Here is a 23,313-nt window from a genome sequence, read left to right as displayed (position 1 = left end):
GGCTAAACTACTAATTGATCTGCAGATAGAGCTGGTTATGATGGACGTGCTTTGGCTTCTCCCGATCAAAATCGTTAATAAATAATTTAAAAATTAAACAACTCATAAAAGCAGTAGAGCCTTCCAATTTAAATTGGAAGGCTCTACTGCTTTTATTTTGAGAAAAGGAGATTTAAACTGCTTATATACAATTGAAATAAAACAGCGTCTAAATCCTTTAAAGTTTAAACTTAATTCCTCCATTTACCACAAAACCATCTACAGGAGCATAAATATCCCGGAATACTGGACTGGTGATAGTGCCTGTATAAATAGTATCAAATCTGGTTTGGCGGGTATCCGTTAGATTCTCAAAGTTTAGAAACAATGAAAAGCGTTCCCATATCTTTTCTGCCATCAACCCGGTCGTCCAGTAACCTTTACCTGTCGCCCCATCATTTAATTGCTGTGGACTAAAGTAATAGGCTTCCGCTCCAATTTTCCATTTATCCTCGATCTCATACATCAGGATATTATTCAATCTGTGTTTAGACACTAAAGGATAAGTTCTGGTTATTCCATCCGTATGTTGTTTTACAGAATTACGCCACAATCGCAAAGGCAATGGGGAACGATGACACCCGATCAAATGCTGCACCACCTTAATTTGGCTTGCGGAACGGCTTTAGGCTATTTTAATCTGCCGGATGAAAGTTTTTGGCTATCGCGAACGATGTTCAAGTTTATGTTGGTAGATGTACTTTCCAAACACCCGAAAGGTTTGCGTATACCACTCACTTTTAAGATACCACCAACGGAACATTTTGATTTTGAGAAAGAAAAAAAACTGTTGATTGAAATAATCACCAAAGCCAGCCAAAGCAAAAGTACGGGAGACTGGGGCTCGCATCCATTATTCGGGAAAATGACCGACAAAGAATGGGGAAGATTGCTCACGATGCACATGGATTATCATTTAAAACAATTCGGACAATAAAAAATAGACATTATGGAAATAAATGGAAAAACAGTACTGATTACCGGAGGTTCTATCGGTATCGGTCTGGAAGCCGCCAAACAATTTTTAGCTAACGGTGCCAAAGTGATCATCACAGGCAGAAACCAGGCAAAATTAGATGAGGCAAAAAAAACCTATCCGGCAACCACCACCATACAAAGCGATGTGGCCAATGCTGAAGATGCGCAATCGCTTTTTGATCAGGTAAAAAAACTTGGTGGCATTGATATTTTATACAACAATGCCGGTATAATGGGTGACGCCAAAAACCTCGGAATTGCAAACGACAAGCATTTCGAAATAGCAAAAAATGAAATGGACATCAATTATCTGGGTGTAATTCGCCTGAATAACCTGTTTATGGATATGCTGAAATCAAGAAAAGAAAGTGCCATTATCAATACCACTTCGGTTTTAAGTTATGTTCCATTTCATCTTTCCCCAACCTATTCGGCCACCAAAGCAGCGATGCGTTTTTACACCGTTTCGTTGAGAAATCATTTGGAAATTTTAAAAAGCAGGGTAAAAGTTTTTGAAATCTCTCCGCCATTGGTAAGAACAGATATGACCGTTGATCTGGAAGCAAAAGGTATTTCGCCGGAAAAATTGGTAAATGGTTTGATGAATGGTTTGAAAAAAGATACCTACACCATTCGTATGGGCGATACAAAGCTGCTCTACTATTTTCACCGTTTCTTCCCTAAAATGGCCTACAAATTAGTGAACGATCCAAAAAATGCTAGCAAACTTCAATCTTAAAAAATCTTCATTCTATCTTTTAAAAGATTAAAATTATGACAGCTCAAACTTCAACACCCAATTAATTACATAAAAATAAAATGGAACTAAAAGGAAAAACAATACTCATCACAGGCGGAACTGCCGGTATGGGTTTAGAGGCAACAAAACAGTTTCTGGAAGCAGGCTGCAAAGTTGTCGTAACAGGTAGAAGCCAAGATAAACTGGATGCCGCAAAGAAAAAATATCCTTCAATTACCGCTATAAAAAGTGATAGCTCTAAGGCAGAAGATGGAAAATCGTTATTTGACCAGATTGAAAAACTTGGCGGCATAGATATCCTTTACAACAACGCCGGGATTATGACCTCAGCAACTAATTACGGCAATCCTAGCGACAAACATTTTCAAAATGCAGAAGCTGAAATCAATATCAATTATTTAGGTGTTATCCGCACCAATAATTTGTTTATGGATATGCTGAAATCCAGAAAAGCAGCAGCCATCATCAATGTATCTTCTTTTTTAAGTTATGTACCGATGAACGGTTCACCTACGTATTGTGCTTCAAAAGCTGCAGTTCGTTTTTACACGGTTTCTTTGCGTGAGCACTTAAAAATGATCAATAGCAATGTTAAAGTGTTCGAATTATTACCGCCGGTTGTTGCTACGGAAATGACAGAAGGTTTTGAAGGCGTGAGCAAAATGTCTCCGGAAGATTTAGTGAAAGGCTTGATTTCAGGTTTGAAAAACAATAAATACACCATCAGAATGGGACTTACCAAACTGGTTTATTTCCTGCACCGTTTATCACCAGCTTTAGCGCACAAGATTTTGAATCCAGCAAGAAATAACAAAGGGTTATAGAGAGGTCAAAAAAATCTCGATTTAGATTTGGAGTGTATTATAGCTAAAGAAAAAAGTAGCCCCTACCTTCCTGTTAACCAAGGACTGGCATTTTGGAAAAATTAAAGGCTATAGAAACAGACAAATCTCCTTTTGTAAATGACGTTCTGGATACAAAAGGTGCCCTTACCCATTGGGTTAAACTGCAGCTTGTAGCAAATTTCGAATTTGCCACCTGGACAAAATCAGGACGATTACGGAAGCCAGCAACCTTTTTCAGGGTTTAGATTTGATAAGAAACCAAAAGAAGTTGTCAGATAGATACCAAAAGAAAACGAAGATGAGTAAAAAAAAGCGGTGAATAGTTATCCGACTCTTCACCGCCTATATAGTTGTTTTTAAGGATGACTCTACTTTCTGGGTAAGGAGTAATATCACTCACTTAAACTTCCCCCCGTCAGTATTTTGCGCACCTGGAATCTACCTCATTACTCCTGAAATGCAAGTTGCCTGATACATAGTTCCTACCTACTAATCTAAACCCATTAGTACGCCAACTAAAGCCGATCAATGGATGTGAATCTAAATGGAAAGTTGACAAAAATGATTTCACAAAACCGACCGTAATAATAACCTTCAAAATCCTTCACCTCTTCCTTAATCTTTTCAAATCTTAAAACTTCTACAATCATCCCCACTCTAACTTTGTCAACTGTAAGTTGAATCACCCCCTTATCTCCCCATTGCTGGGTATGCTTTAAATATTTCACGCCATCACTTTCGTAGATAGTCCAGGTTTTTAATTCTCCATCTTCGGTCTTTTTAATTATGTCTGATTTCAATTTGTCGGGATTTGGGCTTTTAAATACTAATTTCATATTTGAGTTATTAATTAGATCTATGAATTTAAGGATTTTAACTCATAGAAAATACGGGAAGCCGTAACGCATCAAACATGAACATAAAAAAAGTCCTGCCTTAAAAAGGCAGAGCTCGTTTCCCAAAACACCAATTAATTTATTTGCTGTTCTTTTCTCTTTAAATCTTTACGGATATCACCGGCAAACACTTTTAAATCCTGCATTGCCTTACATACTCTTGTACCAGCAGCACTGCTGCTAGAATTGTAAAACTTATCCGCATCGGCTTCAACCTTAGCTACCACTTTCTTAACTTTTTAATCTATCAAGGAAGAAGCCCTATACCTGAAAATTTCCTGATCCAGCTCACGTTGTTAAACTGTGATATTGGCCGGGTACTGCCTGAGTACTGCCTGAGTACTCGTTAGGGTAAGAGCAGTGCTGAAGTAACGCGAGAGCATGGCAACTCTAAGTCAAAACAACTAGTTAAAATGACTTAGAGTTACCATACTCCCAAGCTGTTTTCAGCATGGTGTTACCCCGACCATCACTCAGGCACAACCAAAGCCTAACCAGCTGAAGATTCATAAACTTTATAATTTTTTACTTTGACCAACGCATGGACAACTACGGACAATTGCAGACAGTTGCGGACAATTACGGACATTGTCTACTCCTTATGATGCGCTTTAACGCTAATGATTTACATTTATGGAAAAGCAGCTATTTATGGTAATTTTCAATGGTAAATTTTTAAAGGGAATCCTGGGAGGTTTCATTTTTAAACTAGTAGATGGAGTACACGTTGTTTCGAAAAGGAACCAGAGAATTTCCGTACAAACTGCATACCTGAAAAACACATTAGCGGCATACTAATCACTAACCATTTTTTTGATAAATTATAGCTGCAATTGCTATTCGTTATACCTGGAGATTAATTTGTTTTTATGCCAGGAACAAAGAAAAAAAATCAATCAGAAGACCCAAAAGCATTATTGAAATCGAAAATGTAATCATACCTAATATATAGGAAGCGAGTGCTTTTAAATAGTTTACCATTCTCTTGTTATCAAAAAATTGTCCAATTGCCCACGTACAATAAACTACAGTTATAATTCCCGAAATTTTCATCAGGTTTACTTTTGTTAATCCTTCAAAAATAGCAAAAACAGAAAATATCAACATACCCATTCCTAAGACGAAACATAATAGAATTAATAATTCAAAAAAATTGTACTCATATTTTCTGAAAAATAGTTTTAGCCAAAAGGCAATAAATACGCCGATTATGATATTCCCATAACCATAATGGCTCTGTACCCAATTCAAAATTAACCCTGCGGTAGTTTTTTCAAAACCACTGTAACTAATATATTCATGTTCGATATAAAAAAAATGAATGATCAACGTATACACTAATGAAGTGATGATGATAAACACTATGGGTTTTACCAACCTGCTTCGGTTGTCCGAAATAAACTCTTTGATGTTTTTTTCGGGCCTGATCAGCAACTCTTTTATCGTATGTAATATTCCTTTTTCGAAATGTAAAATATGTTGAATTTCGTGTAGGATATAATGACTATCAACTCTTTTAATTTGTGCAGGCTGGCCACAATTGCAGCAAAAATTGCCGTTGACCATATTACTGCAGCTTCTGCAATTCATCATATTCATTAAGTGTAAATGCAAAGATTATTTACTGCAAAAGTCAATACAAAAATATCGTCAAAGACTACACTTTAGTGTAGATTTGCTACTAAGCTAAAGCCACTAATGAAAAATAACATTAATTCAAGCCTGCTTACCAAGAATAAAGTCATAAGAATAGCTGAAGAAGACCATCTTCAACAGCAAAATTATTTAGAAGCCGTAAAATCTTTTGCCAGGTTAACTTATGAAAGCATATATGTTATTGATTATGAAAAGATGGCCTTTGAATACGTTTCAGAAAATCCACTATTTTTATGTGGACATTCTTCTAAGGAAGTGTTAGATATGGGTTATGAGTTCTATTTTAAAAACGTACCTGAAAATGATTTGAAATTGTTGAATTTAATTAATGAAGCAGGATTTGATTTCTTTAAAAAGTTGCCTGGCAGCGAGAAAAAATTGTATAGTATAACTTACGATTTCCATTTGCGTAATCAAGATGGCAAACACATTCTCATCAATCATAAGCTTACTCCGTTATTTTTGACAAGCGATGAAAAAATGTGGAAAGCAATGTGCATAATTTCCATTTCGCACCATAAAAATGCCGGTAATATTTATATCCATAAACAAGGTACTGACGAAACCTGGGAATTAAATACAGAAAATAATGTTTGGCGTAAATCAGAGAAACCGAAACTTACAAAAAGAGAGATAGAAATATTGTGGCTTCATGCACAAGGATTAACAATTAACCAAATTGCAGAAAAAATATTTGTTTCATCTGATACAGTGAAGTACTACAGGAGACGGATTTTTGAGCGCTTAGGCGTGAGCAATATCGTAGAAGCACTTTCTTACGCTGTTAATAATAAGATTATTTAATTGGCTATTTTACAAGCTGACTTTCTGTAAATCTTTACTACTTCATATATCCATTTAAATTAAAAATTCTTTTATCGCCAGCGCTACGCTTAATCGGGAATCCTACTTTTAAATGGCCAGATTTTGGGGAACTTAAACGGCATCTATCTTTTCGATGGTCTATTGTATATGTCTGCGTTTTATTCTTCTCTTTATTTTGTTTAATAGCGTTTCCCCAGAAGAAAATACAGAGATCGGCAGACTTAACGCAGACTCAACATGTCTTCGAGGGAAATAAATTGATATAACTATCTTACGTATAAACACTTCTAAGATTCGATTGACGTGCTTTTTCCGTTAACCATCATTGAAATCTTCAGCTTTAATATAAAAAAATAAATTATTATGATAATATATATAAATATATTATTTTTATATAAAACATTAGCCCGCATAACACAACCTTTTCTATATTAAATATTAAATTTTAACCCTCTAAAAAACTTTCTATGTCAACCTCATTAGATTCTAAACCATCAGATGTGACAGTAAGTCCGTCAAGTCCGTTGTACATCACGGACGCTAACAATCAGTTCGGAACAGTAACAGTTTTATCAGGTGGACAAATTTTTGTCCAGACAACAGGTAAAATTTCTATTGCTGCCCTAATCAAATCAACCACTGCTGCAAGGGAATTAACCGCACAACAAATCCCCGGCGACATCAACATTCTTGGGGCACCAGGTACGGCGGGCACAAATGGCCAGGCAGGTGCACAGGGTCAAAATGGTGTAGTTGGTCAGAATGCAAGTTGCAACTGGGCTTCCGGATGCAACGACGGATCCAATGGCACCAGTGGCGCCGTGGGTGGCAATGGTGGTAATGCCAGCAATGGCGGCAACGGCGGCGACTCTCCCGCTACGACCATGTACATTGGTAAAGTTACCGGCAATTTCTCCGTTGTGGGTGGCGGTGGCAATGGAGGCAATGGAGGCACGGGCGGTCAAGGCGGCAGCGGTGGCAATGGTGGTAATGGTGGTAATGGCAGTAGTTCAGGAGCCTATTCTCGTGGTGGCTATAATGGCGGCAGCGGTGCAGCAGCCGGCAATGGCGGCAACGGAGCCAATGGTGGCAATGGCGGCAGCGGTAATGTGATCAATATTACTTACGGAAGTCTGGATTCCGGCTCTCAGATTATTGGCCATCCAATTTCAGGTCTTCCAGGTAATGGCGGTAGTGGCGGCGTTGGTGGTACAGGTGGCACAGCAGGTACAGGCGGTTCACCAGGTGGCGCAAATGGAACACCTGGAAATGCAGGTTCAAATGGCACATCAGGTACAACGGGCAGCAATACTGGTCAGGCCCCACAGATCAATATTCAGCCAGGTAGTTAATGCATAATTGACTGTTGTAACATTCTTTTGTTACAACCGCAATTTAAACTGTTAAAACCCAGCGGCTGATTCTCAAATCGACCGTCGGGTTTTTAAGTTCCTAAACCCAGAAACGGACTAATCAAGTCCCATCAACTTTAATATTTATTATGATTCGTAGTGTACGCATCGGCCAAAAAGTTCAACGGCTTATTTCGCTTGCTGAGCGGCTCCAACCTGCGGCCAACTCTTTAACAGGCAGCTGTTACCAGCTCCTTGATTCTGACGCTGGCTCTGAAGATTTTATTACCGGTGCTTCATGCCTGAACAATGACGGTTCACCATTGCAGCTGTGTCTTACAACTTCCGGCAAGGGAACGTCGCTACGCGTTATTGGCGATCCAGGCGCATTTCATGCGGCCACTGAATCGCGTTATCATTCATCCATTAAGACACTTCGGCATGCTATTGATAGCAGCGGAAGCAGTGAGCTGAAAGAAGTTACTGAAAAGACGATTGGAATGCTGTTACCAAAAAATAAAAATGACCGCAATATTTATAAACAAGGATTTGTATGGATTGGCACAAGCCCGCAGCAGCCCGGAATCGCTTTCTACCTGGAAATGGCACCTCTTAGCCAGAAAAAAGGCTGGGATACTGTAGCAAACTGGCTTAAAGCAATTTTGCCATTAGCTAATGATGCAATAACTTTAATAAATAAATTAAAAAAACACTGTATTGTTGCAAGTGCGGGGCTTGAAGGCAGCAACCCAGAAAATTCGCGGGCAAAGATTTACTTCCGGATGCGCGAAACTACAGACTTCCAGCATTTAGGGATCGACCTGTTTTCATCGCAGGAAATGAAAGATTTTCTTGCCATTGCAACAGAGAAATATAAGGTGGATTTGAACGGGCTGGTGATGAGTGTTGGCTTTAATCTCTTGACCGGAGCCCATGCTGATGTAAAAGCTGACCTGTGCGGCCATTGCCTCAGATATACTCCTGACGAATGGTCCTCGATTATTAGCCAATTAACAACTCGCTTTTCACTTACGCCTGTCGATACCGGGATGATACTGGACAGTCAGGAATACCAGATAGCCTTCATTGGGTTTGGACTTACCTCGGATCTAAAACCCAGATTGAATCTCTACGTAAAGCATGAGGTACAAAACGACATGCCGCAGTCAGATGAAATATGGGGATCGCTCAAAGATTCGATGAGGTACCTCCTATCGATTCAAAACGAAAATGGCAGTTGGGACGATTATCACCTGCCCGTAGGCACGTCAGACCAATGGGTTACTGCATACGCAGCACAGGCACTGGCGCAGTATGGCAAAAAAAGCGCGAATAACGAAGCTATTAGTGCAGCAACAAAAGCCGCCAACTGGCTGGCAGGACAACGAAGTTATATTTCCGGATGGGGATTCAATGCCAAGACGGGGCCTGATGTAGACTCAACTGCGATGGCTGTAGCGTTATTTGATGAACTTGGCCTTGCTGTTAACGCGGCTGATCGTTTATTCTTCCGGGAACACTGGCGGGAAAATGATTGTATTGCCACCTATACCGAACCTGATGCCTGGGCAACAGGTCATTGGGATGTTACGCCCTGGGGTTACCACGGCATGTCGACGGAAGACAGGGTTACATTTCTTGATCCTTTTCAAAAAGCGTTGCACACCCACCGGATGGATAACGGCTTTTGGCGCTCTTATTGGTGGCGAAATCCCTATTACAGCACCTTCATTACGCTGGAAGTACTGAACCGTCTGGGACTGGAAGAACCAATCGATGCGTATGAATATGATGCATCCTCCATCCAGATTGATAATGCTTTTGATCTTGCCTGTTATATCGGCATTGAATGCATCAGGGGTTATTCTGATGAAAAAATAGGCACCCATCTCCGGGCCTTGCTCAACTGGCAGGCGGGGAATGGACAGTGGTATGGTTCGGCAAATCTCCGTGTGACAGATAACTTCTGTTACGAGCCCTGGAACAATCCTTCGGGAAAATACTACGAAGACAAAAAATCCATTATTACCACTGCAACTATCATCAGGGTACTTTCAAAAATTATCTCCTCAAAAGCACCACACAACAGCGATATTATGTATAACTGGATGTGATTTACATTTTTTTAAATCCAACAAATTATGGCACAAAACATATTCCTTGATCCACAATATGATGCAGCTTTCCAGGAGCACGGGTACTTGATTATGGACCTTCTTACCGCGAAAGATATAGCTGACTTAAAGTTGGTCTTTAAAGCCGTGGAGGCGCAACATACGTTTGATTTTGTCGCTTCTGTGGTACTTCAGGATATTGAAATGCGGAGCTTCATCCATCAAAACATCTTACAGGTTTTTGAACGGAGCCTGCTTCCCGCATTGAATAAATATAAGTTTGTTTTAGGGAGCTTCGTGGCCAAGCGGGCAGCTTCGGAATATGGTAAGTTCCCACTGCACCAGGATCCTACTTTTGTAGAAGAAGAAAACCACGCAGGGCTCAGTATCTGGTGCCCGCTCGTTGACGTAGATAAAACCAATGGGTGCCTTGGTGTTTTACCGGGAAGCCATCGTTTAAATAATCTTTACCGTGCTCCTGGCATGTTGCCTTATCCCGAATTGGTAGACGCTATTGAAGCAGGGTACATGCATTACATTCCTATGAAGGCGGGACAAGTGCTGTTCATGAATACCAGAGTAATCCATGGCTCACCGCCCAATTTAAGCGCAGCTATGAGACCCGTTGCTGCAGGTGTAGCCATACCAGCCCATTTACCGTTGCTTTGCTGCCATGTAGATGAAGAGGCAGACCCTGCGAAAACAAATGTATTCCAGGTTCCGGATGACTTCTACCTACGGCATATGATGACAACCCTGCCCAAAGAAGGAACCTGTTTTAAAACTATTCCACGGCAAATAGAGCCCCTTTCTCCAGAAAAAATCGAAAGACAGTTTACTGTTCTGAATTAAAAAATAAAACGCTGACATTTTAGCCGGAAAAATACAGATATCCAACTTCAATCACACAAGTCCGTAAAATAAAACCATCCCATTATGTCTACTAAATCATCAAATAACAGCAGCGGTGCTGCTCAATCTGAAGTGCCTGCATTACACTCTTTTGAGTTTGATAAAACGGCAATAGGAAACATTAAGAGCAGTGTCAACAAATTTCGCGGCTGTGTATCCATGCCGTTGGATCTTATGACTTTACCGGGGCTCGAAGGCCTTGATGTAAAGCTATCTGTTCTTTATTCCAGCAATATAAAAAACAATTTAAATACCTGGAATACGGAGGCTCCTACCAGCATTCTGGGTTTAGGTTGGCAAATGCCTATTGAAATGATTACAGTAGACAAAGCGGGAAGCGCATCGGTAACATCCGATACGTACTACATGGTCTCCGGCGGCAGCGCCAATCCAATGGTAAAAACCGGAGAAACCGCAGGCGGTAACTGGATATTTCAACTGCGGAATTTCCAGTTTTGGTCTGTACAGTATAATCCTGTATTGAAGGTTTGGATCATCATCAAAGAAGATGGGTTTACCTACACTTACGGTGCTGGAAATGACACCAGTTCAAATGGAACCCAATGGGGTATCAGCTGGGGAAACTGGATGGGCTCCAGTAATGTGGGCGCAACGCAGGTACTTTATCCTACAGCCTGGAATCTCGTATCCATTGTGACGCCAATGGGCAATTCAATTCATTATCAATATATCAATGTAGCGCAGAAATTAATCTCTTCAAGCCTTTCCTATACCAAGGCTTCTTATCTGGGGAAAGTAGTTGACAGTTACGGCCGGGTCATTACTTTGAATTATGGAAATAAATTCGGTATCCTTAATCCAGGCAGCGCAGATGACGGCACTCCGATCGTTGAATATCAGCCGTTACACACCCAGATAGCTCCGCCCTCTCCCAACGCCTATCAAGACAGGTATGAAACCTATTTTTTAGATTCTGTTGACGTGGCAGATGCAGATGGCAACCCACTATCGGGCATGAAGTTTACCTACGAATTCATGAATAATGCTGCCTCATCAGACAGCAATTATTCGTTGATGTACAAACGGTGTCTTCAGTCCGTGTTTCAATACACCAACAATGGCGAGACGCTTCCTGCAATGAATTTTGAATATTTCCCCGCAAATCCGTCCAGCACCAATCCTGGCGCCCTAAGCGCAGTCGTATATCCCGAAGGCGGCAAGGCATCGTTTGAATACAAAGCACAGACCATAACATCTAGTAATTCATCAAAAAAAGTACAGCTACAAAATCCGATCACAGGCAGTATCCCCCGCGTCTGGTTTGGATCCAATTACGTTGTCTTCACCTACCAGAGCAGCAACCAGGTACAGGTAAAAATCCAGTCGTGGAATGGACAGTGGGTCAACCAGACTATGAGCATTAGCAAAACGGTAGCAACCGATAGCCTGATGGTACAGACAACGGAGAATTTCTTCGCGCTTTCTCTCCGCAACAGCTCCACCGGCAACGATGAATTGTACCTGTTCCGTAACGATGACGCAGGAAAGGATTTAAAATTCGGAACCTGGGTCATGTACAATAATCAGCCTTTCGTGCTTACCGTTAAGGCCAATTCAAAAGCCCAGTCGGTCTTTGTTGCCGGAGAAAGTTTTGTAGTGGCTTATAACACCGATTATACCACCACCCGGGTACAGGGATTCTCGTATAATTGGCAGGATGGAATGTGGAATGGAAACGGATCTCCGCTGCTGCCCAATTCTTCAGATTGCGTATTGGCTGCCATTACTGCGGCTCAGAATTTTTATGCAGTGTCCTGTTACCTCCAGAGTTCCCGGCAACTGAAAAATTACCTGTTTTACCGCGCTTTAGATGGCACATGGAAAGCCGGCAGCACATGGACTTTAAGTGATATTGATATAATAGTGGATCAGCCTACCAATGTGGCCTATCTCGCGGTAAGCGCCACGCCAAACTCATTGGTACTTACATATGCTACAACTACTACCAGTACAGCTATTAACTATAGCGTCAGGTTATTTAACTGGGACGCGGATTTCTTTGTCTTAAACTCGTCGTCACCAGGCTCCGTTGATTTGTCTTCGCCCGTTGTAAACGGAAATCTGCTCTATCAAATATTCCAGACATCCATTGTTGGATCCACTGTCAATAATAACCTGGCACTGTTGCGGGATGCCGGCGGCGATCAGCGTTACGGCTCTGTGTGGAATCAGAAAAGCTTTTCGTCTCCAGGCGCTACAATCGGTTTAAACATGGCCACTGGTGAGGATATATCCATTCTTTCTCCAGCCAGTGGTTCTGCGGCCAATCAATGGGCGGCCTTCAATCCCAATGCCGGCTCCTGGTCTATTTTGTCAAATGTTCCATCCGGGACCAACCCAAGTGTTTCTGGTAATTATATGACAGTGGGCAAAACCATATATTTCCGGAGTACAGACGGCACCTGGCGCGCATTGTCAACACAACTCGGCAGTTTCAATTATCCGCAAAGCCTCCAAAACCGGGGCCCGAGATTTATTAGCTACCAGGATGCCAGCGACAATACAGCATCATCCTACGTAGCAGCTTTAAAAAACGGGACTGCGCAAGTGCCGCAGAAGCTGAATAATGTAAAATCATACGTGCCCAATGGCACCGCCGGGACACTGCTGGTTGCCGGCCGCTTCCTGGTTACTTACCCTTCGTCTGCAGCTTCTTTCGATGCGAGCCCGACAATGGACTTATGGAACCTGGATGAAGTTAATTTCAACCAGTCGGTAACGGATACACCCGTGGCCTGCCTGGTGATTGAGGATCAATATGACGCCACACAAAGTTTTACACAATCTTACTATTATGCGAATTCCCCCGAGTCACAAATTGCCTACAATGCCTTGATGGGCGTGGCGCAGTATCCACTGGTAATTGTGGTTCCCGGCGTTAAAGAGAAAGCTGCTTTGCCAACATCCACACCAGAAGGAAGTAGTCAGTTTTACTATTCAAACGGACTGGCTCAGCAATCGACGCTTTATCCTTCCGGTGGGCTCCAGAATTTTCAGAATATCCTTAATGGAATTCAACTGGGCCAAAAAGATTTTGCAGACGACGGCAGCCTTGTATCGTCGCAGCTGAATTACTGGACGGTCTATTCAAAAGATGCATCTGGTAAATATCTTCTGGGCGGATATGCACGTTGCGAAAAGACGGCCAACATGAAAGATGGCATCGTGCAATGGTCAACTGGCACTTATGACAAGACCACTGGCGTATTACTATCGCAGGAAAAATCTTATTATGATGCTGATGGGGTACAGAAAAATCTTCGCACAGAAACCTTATACGCTTACCAGGTTCCGGCATATGCTGCTTCGTTCAACAAGTTGCATATGTTTTCTACGGTGGCCATGACAACTCAAAGTGTAGCGCCGGCAGATAATAGTTCAAGGAAATATATCAAGAGTCAGGCGACCATTTTCCGTAACTGGGCGAATAACACTGTGAACACCGATTGTATCGGTTCCGGTTCCTGCAAGCTGGCTGCTTATCAAATTTTTGACTGGACGACACCGGGCATTGTGGCACCACAATTCCCCCCCGACACGCCAACAGCTTCATGGCGATTAAAGACTAAAATTATTTCCAGATCAGGTACAGGCAACCTCATCACAGAGCAGGTAGATGGCAATCAGCTTGTCTCCTCTTTCATTTATGATAAAAACCAGCAGTCGTTGGTTGCTAAATTTCCAAACGGCAGCCTTTCGGGAAATGAAGTGAGTTATTATGGTTTTGAAACTTACGAAACGCCAATTGGTTGGGTGATTGGATCTGGCAGCGCTATTATTCCCAACAGTCAACATCCAGTAGTGGATGCCCATACTGGTATCAATAGTTTAAGCATTTCAGCCGGTAGCACCGGTGCAGCAGGCTTGAAAGGCTCATTTACCCCTATCCGTCAGGATCAGCAATATATATTTTCTGCCTGGGTTAAAAAACCTTCAACATTTAACAATAGCGCCGGTAATGCCTGGTGGCAAATATCGGTTGCCGGCGGCACTTCGTCTGTTGTCAACTTCCCTGATACCATTGGCAAGTGGGTATATTTATCCCAATTAATTGATCTTCCCAACCCCAAAGACAATACGCAGATTACCATCACTTGCGAAAATGGGAACACCGCTTGCAATGTGCTTGTAGATAATCTGCGATTCACACCGTTAGCTTGTATTATTGAGGCTTACGGTTATCATAATACTTTAGAAGAGCCTACAGCAGTACTTGGCGCAAATGGCGAAACAAGCCGTAAAATACTGGACAGTTTCCAGCAGGAAATTTTAGCTACCAATGCGGCAGACAGGACTTCAAAAATTCAAAATGGTTACTTGTCCCGTAGTGGAAACCTGGGGGTATTTGCTACCACAAACCCCAATTCTTCAGTCACGATTACCGGGACCAATGGCGGCGAGCTCACCGAATTTACACGTGGCTCAGAGTGGTCCCAGGTATGGCAGCAAGGAGCCGGCAATTGGGATGTAACTGGCACCGTCCTTACGCAGCAATCAGCTGGCACAGCAGGCTCGCTCACCTATGCCGGCAATAGTCTGACCTCAGATTATGCGTTGGATGTTGAATTCAATCTGCTGGAAATACCTGCTACGCCATTGGGCATTCGCCTGGGATCGGCTCTTACCGTTCAGTGGAACCCGCAATTAACTTCCTGGCAATTACTGGATTCAACCGGAGCAAACGTGCTGCCTGCTGTAGATGCACGTGCATTTAACCTTCCCCAGAATCCATTTGCAGCCCAGCTTGATGCAGGTACCTTGTCGGACGCTCTTTGCGGTGCATTTAATAATTCCGGCTTTCTGCTTCCTGCAACTGCTACGATCAGCAAAGGTGCTGCCACGGGCAAAGGCTGGACGATTACCAGTCCCGGCAACGCTTACCGTTATGCGCTGAAACTGGATGGCGATAACATCGCAGTCTATACCATGAACAAGCAGTGGACATTGCTTTCCGGCCAGTCGACCGCTGTTTTCTGGGCAGATGGAAAAATGATCTTCAGTTATACGGCACCTGCTAATTTTTCTGGTGTGCCCACGATTTTCTTTGGCAACAAAGTAGCCATTTCACAAATCGCTACGGCAGTAACGCCAATGGCTGCTATCGCATTCGACGATGCAAATGGCATGCATATCCAGGCGCAGCAATATGCTGGCTCACAAATGGTAGTTGGTCAGCTGGTGTCCGACAACCTGGGCAGAATGTCAGTAAGGACGAAACAGGCATACCTTTCTCCCCAACAAAACCCGATGTTTAGCTACTGCAGCGGTTTTGCCACCATGAACTGGACTGCGGGAACCATGACAGGCCTGGTGAGCACGGCCTATCCTGCTGATAATGGTTATCCATTTGCAAGGCAAACATTTGAAACATCCCCACTTGCCCGGGTAGTTCAGGAAAGTGTACCTGGCGAAGATTTTAGGGTAAATGGTGGCAAATGCACCCATACGAGTTATAGTGCTGCCGTTAGCCAGCCGGGAATTATGTCTTATTCGAAAAAGACAACAACGAATCCCAACGGCAACGTCTTCTACGAGGTGAGCACGTTGCTGGATCAGGTGATCCAAAATGTGTCTGCTACCGGCACTGAAATCAAAAATGAAACCGGCTTTGATGACGCTGGCAACCCAACAATCGTCCGCTCTCCAAACTATTTCAACCCACCTGCCAATTCTGTGCAGAACGATTGGGTAACATTACAGACTTTTGATTATTTAAACCAGCTACTTACGTTGCAGCAGGGAACGAATGCGCCAGCTACGTTTATCTATGACCAGGCGGGGAATATTCGCTTCAAACAGGATCCGCAGGGAGCAGCAGATGGAAACTTCATTTATATAAAATATGATCTCCTCTTCCGCCCGGTTGAAACCGGCTACATTGCAGGAACCTGGAACCAGCGGCAGTTGCAACAATATGCCAATACTGATCCACTCTGGCCACAGCATACGCCGACCTGGAGACAAAAGAACGTGTATGATGGAGGTGTGACCGGTTCAAATGCAATCGGCAGGATTTCTTCCATGCAAGCCAATAATGGTACTACCGGAACAGCAGATGTAACAGAAATCCTGGCTTACGATATTTTTGGCAATGCAATTTCCGACACCCTGGCCGTGAAATCTTTTGATAGCGGTAACGACCGGGTTGTTAATTACGGATATAATGATGTTGGTACCATTACCCAAATTAAATATCCGAATGAAACCTATGACTATGCTGTCTTTTACCAACTAAATTCATTGAACCAGATTACCGGCATTACCGACGAGATATCATCCCGGACACCTGGGCAATCGGGAACCAGTACGATCGGAAATTTCAGCTATGATGCAGCGGGTACACCTTTGGAAAATCATCTTGCGCTCACAAATGCAACGATTAAACAGACCTATGGTTTCAATGCACCAAACTGGTTGCTGAACATTAATAATCAGAATCAGGGCGGCTCGAGTATTTTTCAGGAAACCCTTACTTACACCTCAGGAGGCTATGGCGGCGCAGGATATTTTGATGGCACCATTGCCTCTGCTGCTGCCCAGGTTAGTGGCCAGGCCAATGAACAGCTACAGTATGCCTACGACTCCATTGGACAGCTACAGCACGCGAAAGCCCCGGCAAACTCACCATCAAGCTCATCCGCGGCACCAGATGTGAGTTATGATCCAAACGGCAACATACAGAACTTTTCGGGTAGCAGTATCTCCTGTGCTTACGCCTATAACCAAGGTAACCAACAGGTAAATACCATTAGTGACGTCAATAACTCACAGGTGATCGCACAGTTTGGCTATAACCACAATGGGAACCCCATTTCCATGACCACAGCCGATTCAAAGATCAGCAAACAGTTTGCCCTGGGCTTTACTTACGACCCTGCTTCTATGCTGGCTGTAAGTATTGCAGATACCACACCGGGTGGTGCCACGTTGAATTTCACGTACGGTTGCCGTAACGAACGATTGCTAAAAACCGTTACGGGAGGAGCTAGTGCGGGTACAAAATTATACGTACGGGGTACAAGCACGATGCCTTTACAGGAGATCTTCATCAGTGCAGATGGAAAAACAAGATCTTCTGTAAACTATGCCTATGGCCCGGGCGGTCTCATCGCTATGCGAAAGTTTGACGGTACCACTGCAACGCTGTACCATATCCTAAAAGATCATCTTGGGTCTGCAAGGGCGGTTATCGATCTCAGTGGAAATGTGGTTGCCTCATACGAGTACCTCACATTTGGAGCTTTGTCAAATGTCAATGAGCCGAGTCCTGGGTTCCTGCCCTACCTGTACACCGGTCAGGAATTTGATCCGGAAATAGGGTTATATAATTACAGGGCCCGTTTCTACAGTGCTGCAATCGGACGGTTCATTGCAACAGATCCCGGCCGCCAGTACTTTAGTCCCTATATCTATGCATCCAACAATCCGGTGTTGTTTATTGATCCAACCGGTATGTTCTCCATCGGTAGTTTCTTTAGTGCCATCGCAGGAATATTTATTGGTGCTGTAGAAATCCTGATAGGTGTTGTTATCGATGTAGCGGCTGCGGTTCTCGATGTACTTACGCTTGGATTGGGCACACCAGCGTCCATTGGACTGGCGGCACTTTCCGGTGTCTTCTACGGAGCCGGCGTGAGTTCGATTACCTATTCGGCTTTTAACTTCGATGATTTTAGCTGGAAAGATTATGGTATCCAAATGGGCATTGGTGCGCTTACTGGTGCACTCAGCGGAGGTTTCGGAGCTGGTTTGGGTATTGCAGCAAAATCAACCCAGGTAGCACTTACAGAATTTACTGCTACCGCGCGCGCAACCGCAGGAATATTAGAAGTTTTCGGTCAGCCTGGAGTGGCAACAGCTGTGAAGGCAGGCGCATGGGTCACTGAGAAAGGCGCAGCACTTGCAGGGTTGGCAACCAACGGGCCTGTAGCATCAGGATGGGGAGCTTTGGCTAAGGGAATTGGAACCGGCGTTATTAAGAGCGAGGCCATTGGATTTTCCATCAATACCGGCAAGAACCTGGCACTTGGCAATAACTGGGATGCTGGTCTTAGCCAGGTTGTATTCAGCTCGGCGCTCAGCGGATCAATTGGCGGATTGCAGGTTTCAAACCGGATCAAATATTGACAACTTTATTTAAAAGCTGCCTCGTGAAAATGTAACATGGAGCGAGACACTATTTTTTCATCTTTGAACCAATGATTTAATCAGATATGCCTGTAGAATATTTCTTTCCAAAAGCATTTTATTATAAAGACGACCTCATTAGTAAGGAAGCGAACGGGGGGCTGGTTGAAGCCGCTCATTCGCTGCGGCAGGAGTTCCCTATTTCTACCAGAGCCAATTTGTACACTACGTACGGATCTGTTCCAGACATTTTTGCACGCAGCGAATTTGGTATTTTGCACAATGCACTGGTGAAGGAGATCAGCCAATTTCTTGATATCCTGGAAACCCGGCCTGGAAACAAGTACGCCATCTCCGATTCATGGATCAGTATTTCCTCCCCTGGAAATTATGAACGTATGCACACACATGACGGATCTTACATCAGTGGTGTTTATTACATCAGTACTGCCCCGGGTTGTGGTGATCTTTCGTTTGAAGAGCTATCGGACAATTTATGGGCATCAGCGCGTACGAAATCCGAAAACTTCAATACAGTAAGGTATACACCGAAGGATCGGCGCCTCATTTTGTTTAACAGCAAAGTACCGCATTCAGTAGGCCAGAATCTTTCATCCAGCGAGCGCATTGCTTTAAGTTTCAACATGATCATCGTATAGCCATTTTACAAAAATGGCTTAGTAAGCAAAAAGTATTTGTAAACATTAAAAACACGCAAAACAACTGCTATGTCACTACAAAAAATCGGAATGATCACCCTGGAAAACTCGGGGGCATTCGTTGCAAGAATTCAGCTACAGTACCAGATTGGGAGCGACCCCAAAAAATTGTCGATCCAAACTGGCGATATCAATGGGCTTACTTCTAAAACGGTAGATCCTGCGCAGTTAGGGGTACCGGATGGCGCCACAGTACAGCTGTATGTATACGTAATGTGGGGCAAGGATATCGAAGCGCCGCAAGTATTCCAGTACCAGAAGGGCAATGGCCTGAATGTAAAGTATAATGTAAGCAACGTCGCCTGGGATCCGGTACTTGTATTGCTACCGTGGCATAACTGGAGCAGGAATATTAGCTACAATGCCCCTGCAAATGCAGAGACTTATTATTACCCAAAAAACCGTACAGATCTGCAGGCCATTCTGCAGAGTGCTTCTACTGCAGGCGTCCAGGTGCGCGTTTCCGGCCAGCGGCATTCACAGCCACCGCTTGTTACAGATGACAACCGAAACGGTAATACTTCTAATAAAGTAAACTGGCTGATCGATATGTCCTGCTATGCCGATCTTGGCCCTGCAGGCAGTCAGCATATCATGATGGACCCATCTGGCCAGAAGGTGACGCTAAACACTGGTGTCCGCGAAGATGAACTTGATACATTTCTTACATCGAATAATAAAATGCTGATCACTGCCACCGCAGGAGGGTTTTTTAGTCTGGGAGGGATGACAGCTGTGGATGTGCATGGTGCGACTACGGCCGCCCCCATCTTTTCGGAAACAACTTCAGCTTTTACCATTATGGCCGCGGATGGTAGTGTGAGCACTATTGATTCCAATACCCCGGCTATTAACGGCTGGCAGCCCATACAATTCGCCAGAGTTTCTATGGGTGCATTGGGTATTGTTACATCAGTTACAATCGATGTAATGGATCGCCCATGGGCCACCACCATAAAACCCGAAAGGGAAACGTTCGTAGTCAGCGATCAAATTTCGTTTGTTACAAAATTCAAAGTACTGGTAGCACAGCATACACGCATGGAGACTTTTTATAACCCCTACTCCAGCAAGTATCTGTCTTTAAGGTGGGATGTAGATTCAGATCCTGTTACAAAAACGCCGAACATTTCATCTACAGTTCCCAATGCCTGTGAAATGGCCAAAAGTGATGCATATGGCGCACCACTGGAAGGCATAGCCGAACCTTTTGGACAGGCTGCGGGGTTACTGGCTCAGGCTTCCAGAAGTACGTTTGCGGCATCAGTAGTGATGGATCTCGCTTATGGTGAAATAGAAAAACTCTTTGACGTTGCGGCAGCAAAATACTCTGACCTGTGGCTTAGTAAGGCAGCAAGGGTAATGTTTATGTCTTATTTTGTGGAATTGCCGGATCTGAGTGATGCAGGCATGCAATTGGTATGGAAAGGCCTGAATGTAGTGACAGACCATTTGAAAAAATCAAATGATTTTCTGGTCGTTGCACCTATGGAGTTCCGGTTTATAAAAGGAGGGAACGCGGCATTGGCAGGAACCTATACCGACAATCCAAATTCAACGTTTGTGAACCTTGATCTTATAGCCTTTATTGAGCCTACAGTAGCGTCTGCCTACCCCATTCCGATGTTACAGTTTTTTGCCGGTATTGAACGTGAATGGGTAGCGATGGGCGGTATCACACATAATGGAAAGATGTTTGGATTTTATGATCCGGCCGCGGCTGCAGGATCTTACTCTGCCCCATTCAACGCTGGCTTTATGAAGGAGCTCGCGAAGCGCAGAAACCAGCAAAATGGCCGGGTAAACGCATTCGAAAGCTTTAGGGCCAAACAGGATCCCGGCAACCTCTTCCTGAACGACTATGTACGGGCTGTAATGGGATAACCCAGGCAATCAGGCATTCTTAAATAGTCTGGCATCCCGGTTGATGAGTGCATCGCCGGAATATCAAAAATTTATTGGTTAATTGTGCCCATAACGACCCTCATTTTTTATGCTTATTGTTTCTTCAAACTCGTTAGCAGGTAGGCAATAACAGAGTTTTCAAGCCCATCGGCGAGCGCTGTCAGCTGCATTGAAGTACGGAGATAATTGCAAAATCCCTGTATGGAAAACTGCTTGATATCCATGCATTGGAGTAATTGAAAGCCGGCGCCGGTGCATAGTTCAGTATAATTATTTATATCAGTAATCAGGTTCGCATCCGGCACAGACCAGTTTCCAACCCAATCGGTATTGTTCAATAACATGTCCGAAAAAATAAGCTGACCGCCTGGACGAAGTTTTCGGTAGGCGCAATCAAGAAAATCTTTTCGGGTATCAAAATGAAATGCAGCTTCAACACTGACGATTAAATCAAAATGTTCGTCCGGGAATTCCATTCGTGTAGCATCCATCACCCGGAAATCAATGCCAGCATGGACCTCCTGTGCAAACGATATCTGTTTTTCAGAAATATTGATACCAACAACGTGCGCGTTGCCGAACCGTTGGGCAATGACTTCAGAACCTGTTCCCAGTCCACACCCCGCATCCAATATGCTAATGGGATCCTGCTGCATTGCTACCTGATCAAGATGTTTGATCACAAGCGCCTCGCATGCAGCTTCCAGGGTCGAAGGATTGTTGGTCCAATCGCCTACATTATAAAAACCTGAATTGCCATACATGGCTTTCATAGTATCAGACAGGATCATGTGATCGTACCGCTCAATAAAACCACCCTCGGTGGCCAGTTCATCTTTCATGATTCCAGTTTATATCCAATAATATAGAAGACGGTCCGCGTTGAACGCTGAAATGACTCCAGCTTATATGATCAGCAACAGGAGCGTAAGAGCTCACATGCGCAAAAAAACGGTGCAGGCCAATACCGCCCTGAATTTGCGCAAGTCTCGCACCTATACACCTGAAAGCACCCGCGCCAAAACCAAGATGGTTTGGTCTTCTCGCTAATATTAATTGATCCGGGTCGTCAAATTTTGCAGGATCCCTGTTTGCCGCACCTATACTAACGAGCAATTGGCTACCGGCAGGAATAGTAGTGCCGTGAAGATTTATAGCTTCCTGAGTAATTAGCAAAACGGATTGCAGCGGAGAATCATAACGGATCAGTTCATCCACACTTGTTATTGCAAATGGCAGGCTTTCGCGAAGCTTTGACTGATCTTCGACTCTGCCTTGTAGCGCCACCAAAGCATTTCCCATAAAATTCATCATATTCTGGTGGCCGGCATAAAAAAGCAACACCATTAGTGAAATCAGATTAAAATCATCCGGGTCATCAGCTGGCACAACGGCGAGGATAGCACTGCATAAATCATTACCAGGCGTTTGCCGTTTCAATCCGATCAGCCTTCGCAGCGTATCGATGAATATTTTTTTTTGTTCGTCCCCACCATTTGACCATGATTTTTCGTCAATAAAACTGAGGTACCCCCCCTTCAGGCGACCCACTATTTCGGAGAACTCACCCACCTCTTCTTGCGGCACTCCCATCACCCGGCAAATCGTTCCGAATGTAAATGGATGGGCATAATCATTCATGAATTCCATACCAGAGGAAGAACGTAGCCCATCAAGAATTTCATCTGCTTGCCGCTTCATGTCATCTTCATCGACCTGGAGCGTTCTGGCCGCAAGCTGATGCATGATCTGCTTGCGAAATGCGGGTGTACTACCAGGTGCCAGCGCATGTAATGTTTGCGCAATGGCTTTTTCAACCGGACTCAAATACTGAAAAGTTCTGCTGTCCTGCCCCCAATGCGAACAACGGGGATCGCTTAATAACATCATCGCATCCTCATAGCCTGTGATCATCCACATACCTTCGGGCGTTTTATAAATGGGCTTTTCCTGTTGAATCCATTTATACCATGGGTAAGGATCAGCAATTGAATATCGGGGTTCGTCTGCGTTTGTTGTCATGTTATCGGTAATGGAAAAACCGGATGGCTTAAATTTAGAAAATCAGATATAATGAAGAATGGCACAAAAATTATAATAAACCATCCATGCTCTTCGTAAATATAAGTAAATTTAATTAACCGCTCAAACCAGATAGCAGGAA

The 23,313-nt window shown here is 43.6% G+C and carries 17 protein-coding genes; 11 read left to right on the top strand and 6 right to left on the bottom strand.

Going from position 1 to position 23,313, the window contains the following annotated elements:
• Window positions 1–217 precede the first annotated feature (217 nt).
• A complete protein-coding gene (locus ABIB30_RS21845) occupies window positions 218–505 on the bottom strand; it encodes a hypothetical protein (RefSeq protein WP_354305176.1) in 288 nt (95 codons plus the stop codon).
• A 60-nt stretch (window positions 506–565) separates the two neighbouring features.
• Here ABIB30_RS21845 and ABIB30_RS21840 point away from each other — a divergent pair, with 60 nt between their 5' ends.
• The 4 genes from ABIB30_RS21840 to ABIB30_RS21825 all read left to right on the top strand — a co-directional run bounded on the left by ABIB30_RS21840 (window position 566) and on the right by ABIB30_RS21825 (window position 2,867).
• Window positions 566–976 carry a DUF1569 domain-containing protein gene (locus tag ABIB30_RS21840; protein WP_354305175.1) on the top strand — a complete coding sequence of 137 codons (411 nt, stop codon included), beginning with the start codon at window positions 566–568 and terminating at the stop codon, window positions 974–976.
• Window positions 977–988: 12 nt separating this feature from the next.
• Window positions 989–1,756 carry an SDR family oxidoreductase gene (locus tag ABIB30_RS21835; RefSeq protein ID WP_354305174.1) on the top strand — a complete coding sequence of 256 codons (768 nt, stop codon included), beginning with the start codon at window positions 989–991 and terminating at the stop codon, window positions 1,754–1,756.
• Between the two features lie 80 nt (window positions 1,757–1,836).
• The gene (locus ABIB30_RS21830; protein ID WP_354305173.1) at window positions 1,837–2,601 is read left to right on the top strand and encodes an SDR family oxidoreductase; all 765 of its coding nucleotides are present in this window, start codon (window positions 1,837–1,839) and stop codon (window positions 2,599–2,601) included.
• A gap of 92 nt (window positions 2,602–2,693) precedes the next feature.
• Window positions 2,694–2,867, top strand: a complete 174-nt coding sequence (locus ABIB30_RS21825; protein WP_354305172.1) for an ATP dependent DNA ligase — start codon at window positions 2,694–2,696, stop codon at window positions 2,865–2,867.
• 270 nt (window positions 2,868–3,137) lie between these two features.
• Here ABIB30_RS21825 and ABIB30_RS21820 read toward each other — a convergent pair whose 3' ends face one another.
• The 3 genes from ABIB30_RS21820 to ABIB30_RS21810 all read right to left on the bottom strand — a co-directional run bounded on the left by ABIB30_RS21820 (window position 3,138) and on the right by ABIB30_RS21810 (window position 5,111).
• The gene (locus tag ABIB30_RS21820; protein ID WP_354305171.1) at window positions 3,138–3,458 is read right to left on the bottom strand and encodes a hypothetical protein; all 321 of its coding nucleotides are present in this window, start codon (window positions 3,456–3,458) and stop codon (window positions 3,138–3,140) included.
• A gap of 134 nt (window positions 3,459–3,592) precedes the next feature.
• Complete coding sequence (locus tag ABIB30_RS21815) at window positions 3,593–3,745, bottom strand: BF3379 family histone-like protein (protein ID WP_354305169.1); 153 nt, start codon at window positions 3,743–3,745, stop codon at window positions 3,593–3,595.
• 640 nt (window positions 3,746–4,385) lie between these two features.
• Entirely contained in the window at window positions 4,386–5,111 is a 726-nt protein-coding gene (locus tag ABIB30_RS21810; protein ID WP_354305168.1) for a DUF3667 domain-containing protein, read from the bottom strand.
• Between the two features lie 105 nt (window positions 5,112–5,216).
• Between ABIB30_RS21810 and ABIB30_RS21805 the strand changes: the two genes are divergently transcribed.
• The 7 genes from ABIB30_RS21805 (at window position 5,217) to ABIB30_RS21775 (ending at window position 21,128) form a co-directional block, all read left to right on the top strand.
• Window positions 5,217–5,978 carry a response regulator transcription factor gene (locus ABIB30_RS21805; protein ID WP_354305167.1) on the top strand — a complete coding sequence of 254 codons (762 nt, stop codon included), beginning with the start codon at window positions 5,217–5,219 and terminating at the stop codon, window positions 5,976–5,978.
• A gap of 488 nt (window positions 5,979–6,466) precedes the next feature.
• Window positions 6,467–7,351 (top strand): hypothetical protein, encoded by an 885-nt coding sequence (locus ABIB30_RS21800; protein ID WP_354305166.1) that lies wholly within the window; start codon window positions 6,467–6,469, stop codon window positions 7,349–7,351.
• Window positions 7,352–7,500: 149 nt separating this feature from the next.
• Window positions 7,501–9,465, top strand: a complete 1,965-nt coding sequence (locus ABIB30_RS21795) for a prenyltransferase/squalene oxidase repeat-containing protein (protein ID WP_354305165.1) — start codon at window positions 7,501–7,503, stop codon at window positions 9,463–9,465.
• A 27-nt stretch (window positions 9,466–9,492) separates the two neighbouring features.
• Window positions 9,493–10,317, top strand: coding sequence for a phytanoyl-CoA dioxygenase family protein (locus ABIB30_RS21790; RefSeq protein WP_354305164.1), 825 nt, complete (start codon window positions 9,493–9,495; stop codon window positions 10,315–10,317).
• An 84-nt stretch (window positions 10,318–10,401) separates the two neighbouring features.
• Window positions 10,402–18,525: an RHS repeat domain-containing protein gene (locus tag ABIB30_RS21785; protein ID WP_354305163.1), complete on the top strand. Its 8,124-nt coding sequence runs from the start codon at window positions 10,402–10,404 to the stop codon at window positions 18,523–18,525.
• An 86-nt stretch (window positions 18,526–18,611) separates the two neighbouring features.
• Window positions 18,612–19,184, top strand: coding sequence for a TIGR02466 family protein (locus ABIB30_RS21780; RefSeq protein ID WP_354305162.1), 573 nt, complete (start codon window positions 18,612–18,614; stop codon window positions 19,182–19,184).
• Window positions 19,185–19,253: 69 nt separating this feature from the next.
• On the top strand, window positions 19,254–21,128 hold the full coding sequence (locus tag ABIB30_RS21775; RefSeq protein ID WP_354305161.1) for an FAD-binding protein: 1,875 nt from the start codon (window positions 19,254–19,256) through the stop codon (window positions 21,126–21,128).
• 113 nt (window positions 21,129–21,241) lie between these two features.
• Here ABIB30_RS21775 and ABIB30_RS21770 read toward each other — a convergent pair whose 3' ends face one another.
• Both ABIB30_RS21770 and ABIB30_RS21765 read right to left on the bottom strand, forming a co-directional pair.
• On the bottom strand, window positions 21,242–21,991 hold the full coding sequence (locus ABIB30_RS21770; protein WP_354305160.1) for an SAM-dependent methyltransferase: 750 nt from the start codon (window positions 21,989–21,991) through the stop codon (window positions 21,242–21,244).
• Window positions 21,981–23,171 carry a cytochrome P450 gene (locus tag ABIB30_RS21765; protein ID WP_354305159.1) on the bottom strand — a complete coding sequence of 397 codons (1,191 nt, stop codon included), beginning with the start codon at window positions 23,169–23,171 and terminating at the stop codon, window positions 21,981–21,983. The genes ABIB30_RS21770 and ABIB30_RS21765 overlap by 11 nt, the downstream gene beginning before the upstream one ends.
• Window positions 23,172–23,313: the final 142 nt, after the last annotated feature.

It is taken from the genome of Pedobacter sp. UYP1 (assembly GCF_040547305.1).
Lineage (GTDB): Bacteria > Bacteroidota > Bacteroidia > Sphingobacteriales > Sphingobacteriaceae > Pedobacter.
The sequence above is the reverse complement of the archived record's forward strand: the minus strand, read 5'-3'. Positions and strand labels throughout refer to the sequence as shown.

What these genes read in the sequence shown, in the direction of transcription:
- ABIB30_RS21765 (WP_354305159.1), bottom strand. Translation starts at nt 23,171, where the DNA reads ATGACAACAAACGCAGACGAACCCCGATATTCAATTGCTGATCCTTAC.
- ABIB30_RS21835 (WP_354305174.1), top strand. Translation starts at nt 989, where the DNA reads ATGGAAATAAATGGAAAAACAGTACTGATTACCGGAGGTTCTATCGGT.
- ABIB30_RS21830 (WP_354305173.1), top strand. Translation starts at nt 1,837, where the DNA reads ATGGAACTAAAAGGAAAAACAATACTCATCACAGGCGGAACTGCCGGT.
- ABIB30_RS21775 (WP_354305161.1), top strand. Translation starts at nt 19,254, where the DNA reads ATGTCACTACAAAAAATCGGAATGATCACCCTGGAAAACTCGGGGGCA.
- ABIB30_RS21795 (WP_354305165.1), top strand. Translation starts at nt 7,501, where the DNA reads ATGATTCGTAGTGTACGCATCGGCCAAAAAGTTCAACGGCTTATTTCG.
- ABIB30_RS21840 (WP_354305175.1), top strand. Translation starts at nt 566, where the DNA reads ATGTTGTTTTACAGAATTACGCCACAATCGCAAAGGCAATGGGGAACG.
- ABIB30_RS21800 (WP_354305166.1), top strand. Translation starts at nt 6,467, where the DNA reads ATGTCAACCTCATTAGATTCTAAACCATCAGATGTGACAGTAAGTCCG.
- ABIB30_RS21770 (WP_354305160.1), bottom strand. Translation starts at nt 21,991, where the DNA reads ATGAAAGATGAACTGGCCACCGAGGGTGGTTTTATTGAGCGGTACGAT.
- ABIB30_RS21810 (WP_354305168.1), bottom strand. Translation starts at nt 5,111, where the DNA reads ATGATGAATTGCAGAAGCTGCAGTAATATGGTCAACGGCAATTTTTGC.
- ABIB30_RS21820 (WP_354305171.1), bottom strand. Translation starts at nt 3,458, where the DNA reads ATGAAATTAGTATTTAAAAGCCCAAATCCCGACAAATTGAAATCAGAC.
- ABIB30_RS21780 (WP_354305162.1), top strand. Translation starts at nt 18,612, where the DNA reads ATGCCTGTAGAATATTTCTTTCCAAAAGCATTTTATTATAAAGACGAC.
- ABIB30_RS21805 (WP_354305167.1), top strand. Translation starts at nt 5,217, where the DNA reads ATGAAAAATAACATTAATTCAAGCCTGCTTACCAAGAATAAAGTCATA.
- ABIB30_RS21785 (WP_354305163.1), top strand. Translation starts at nt 10,402, where the DNA reads ATGTCTACTAAATCATCAAATAACAGCAGCGGTGCTGCTCAATCTGAA.
- ABIB30_RS21790 (WP_354305164.1), top strand. Translation starts at nt 9,493, where the DNA reads ATGGCACAAAACATATTCCTTGATCCACAATATGATGCAGCTTTCCAG.
- ABIB30_RS21845 (WP_354305176.1), bottom strand. Translation starts at nt 505, where the DNA reads ATGTATGAGATCGAGGATAAATGGAAAATTGGAGCGGAAGCCTATTAC.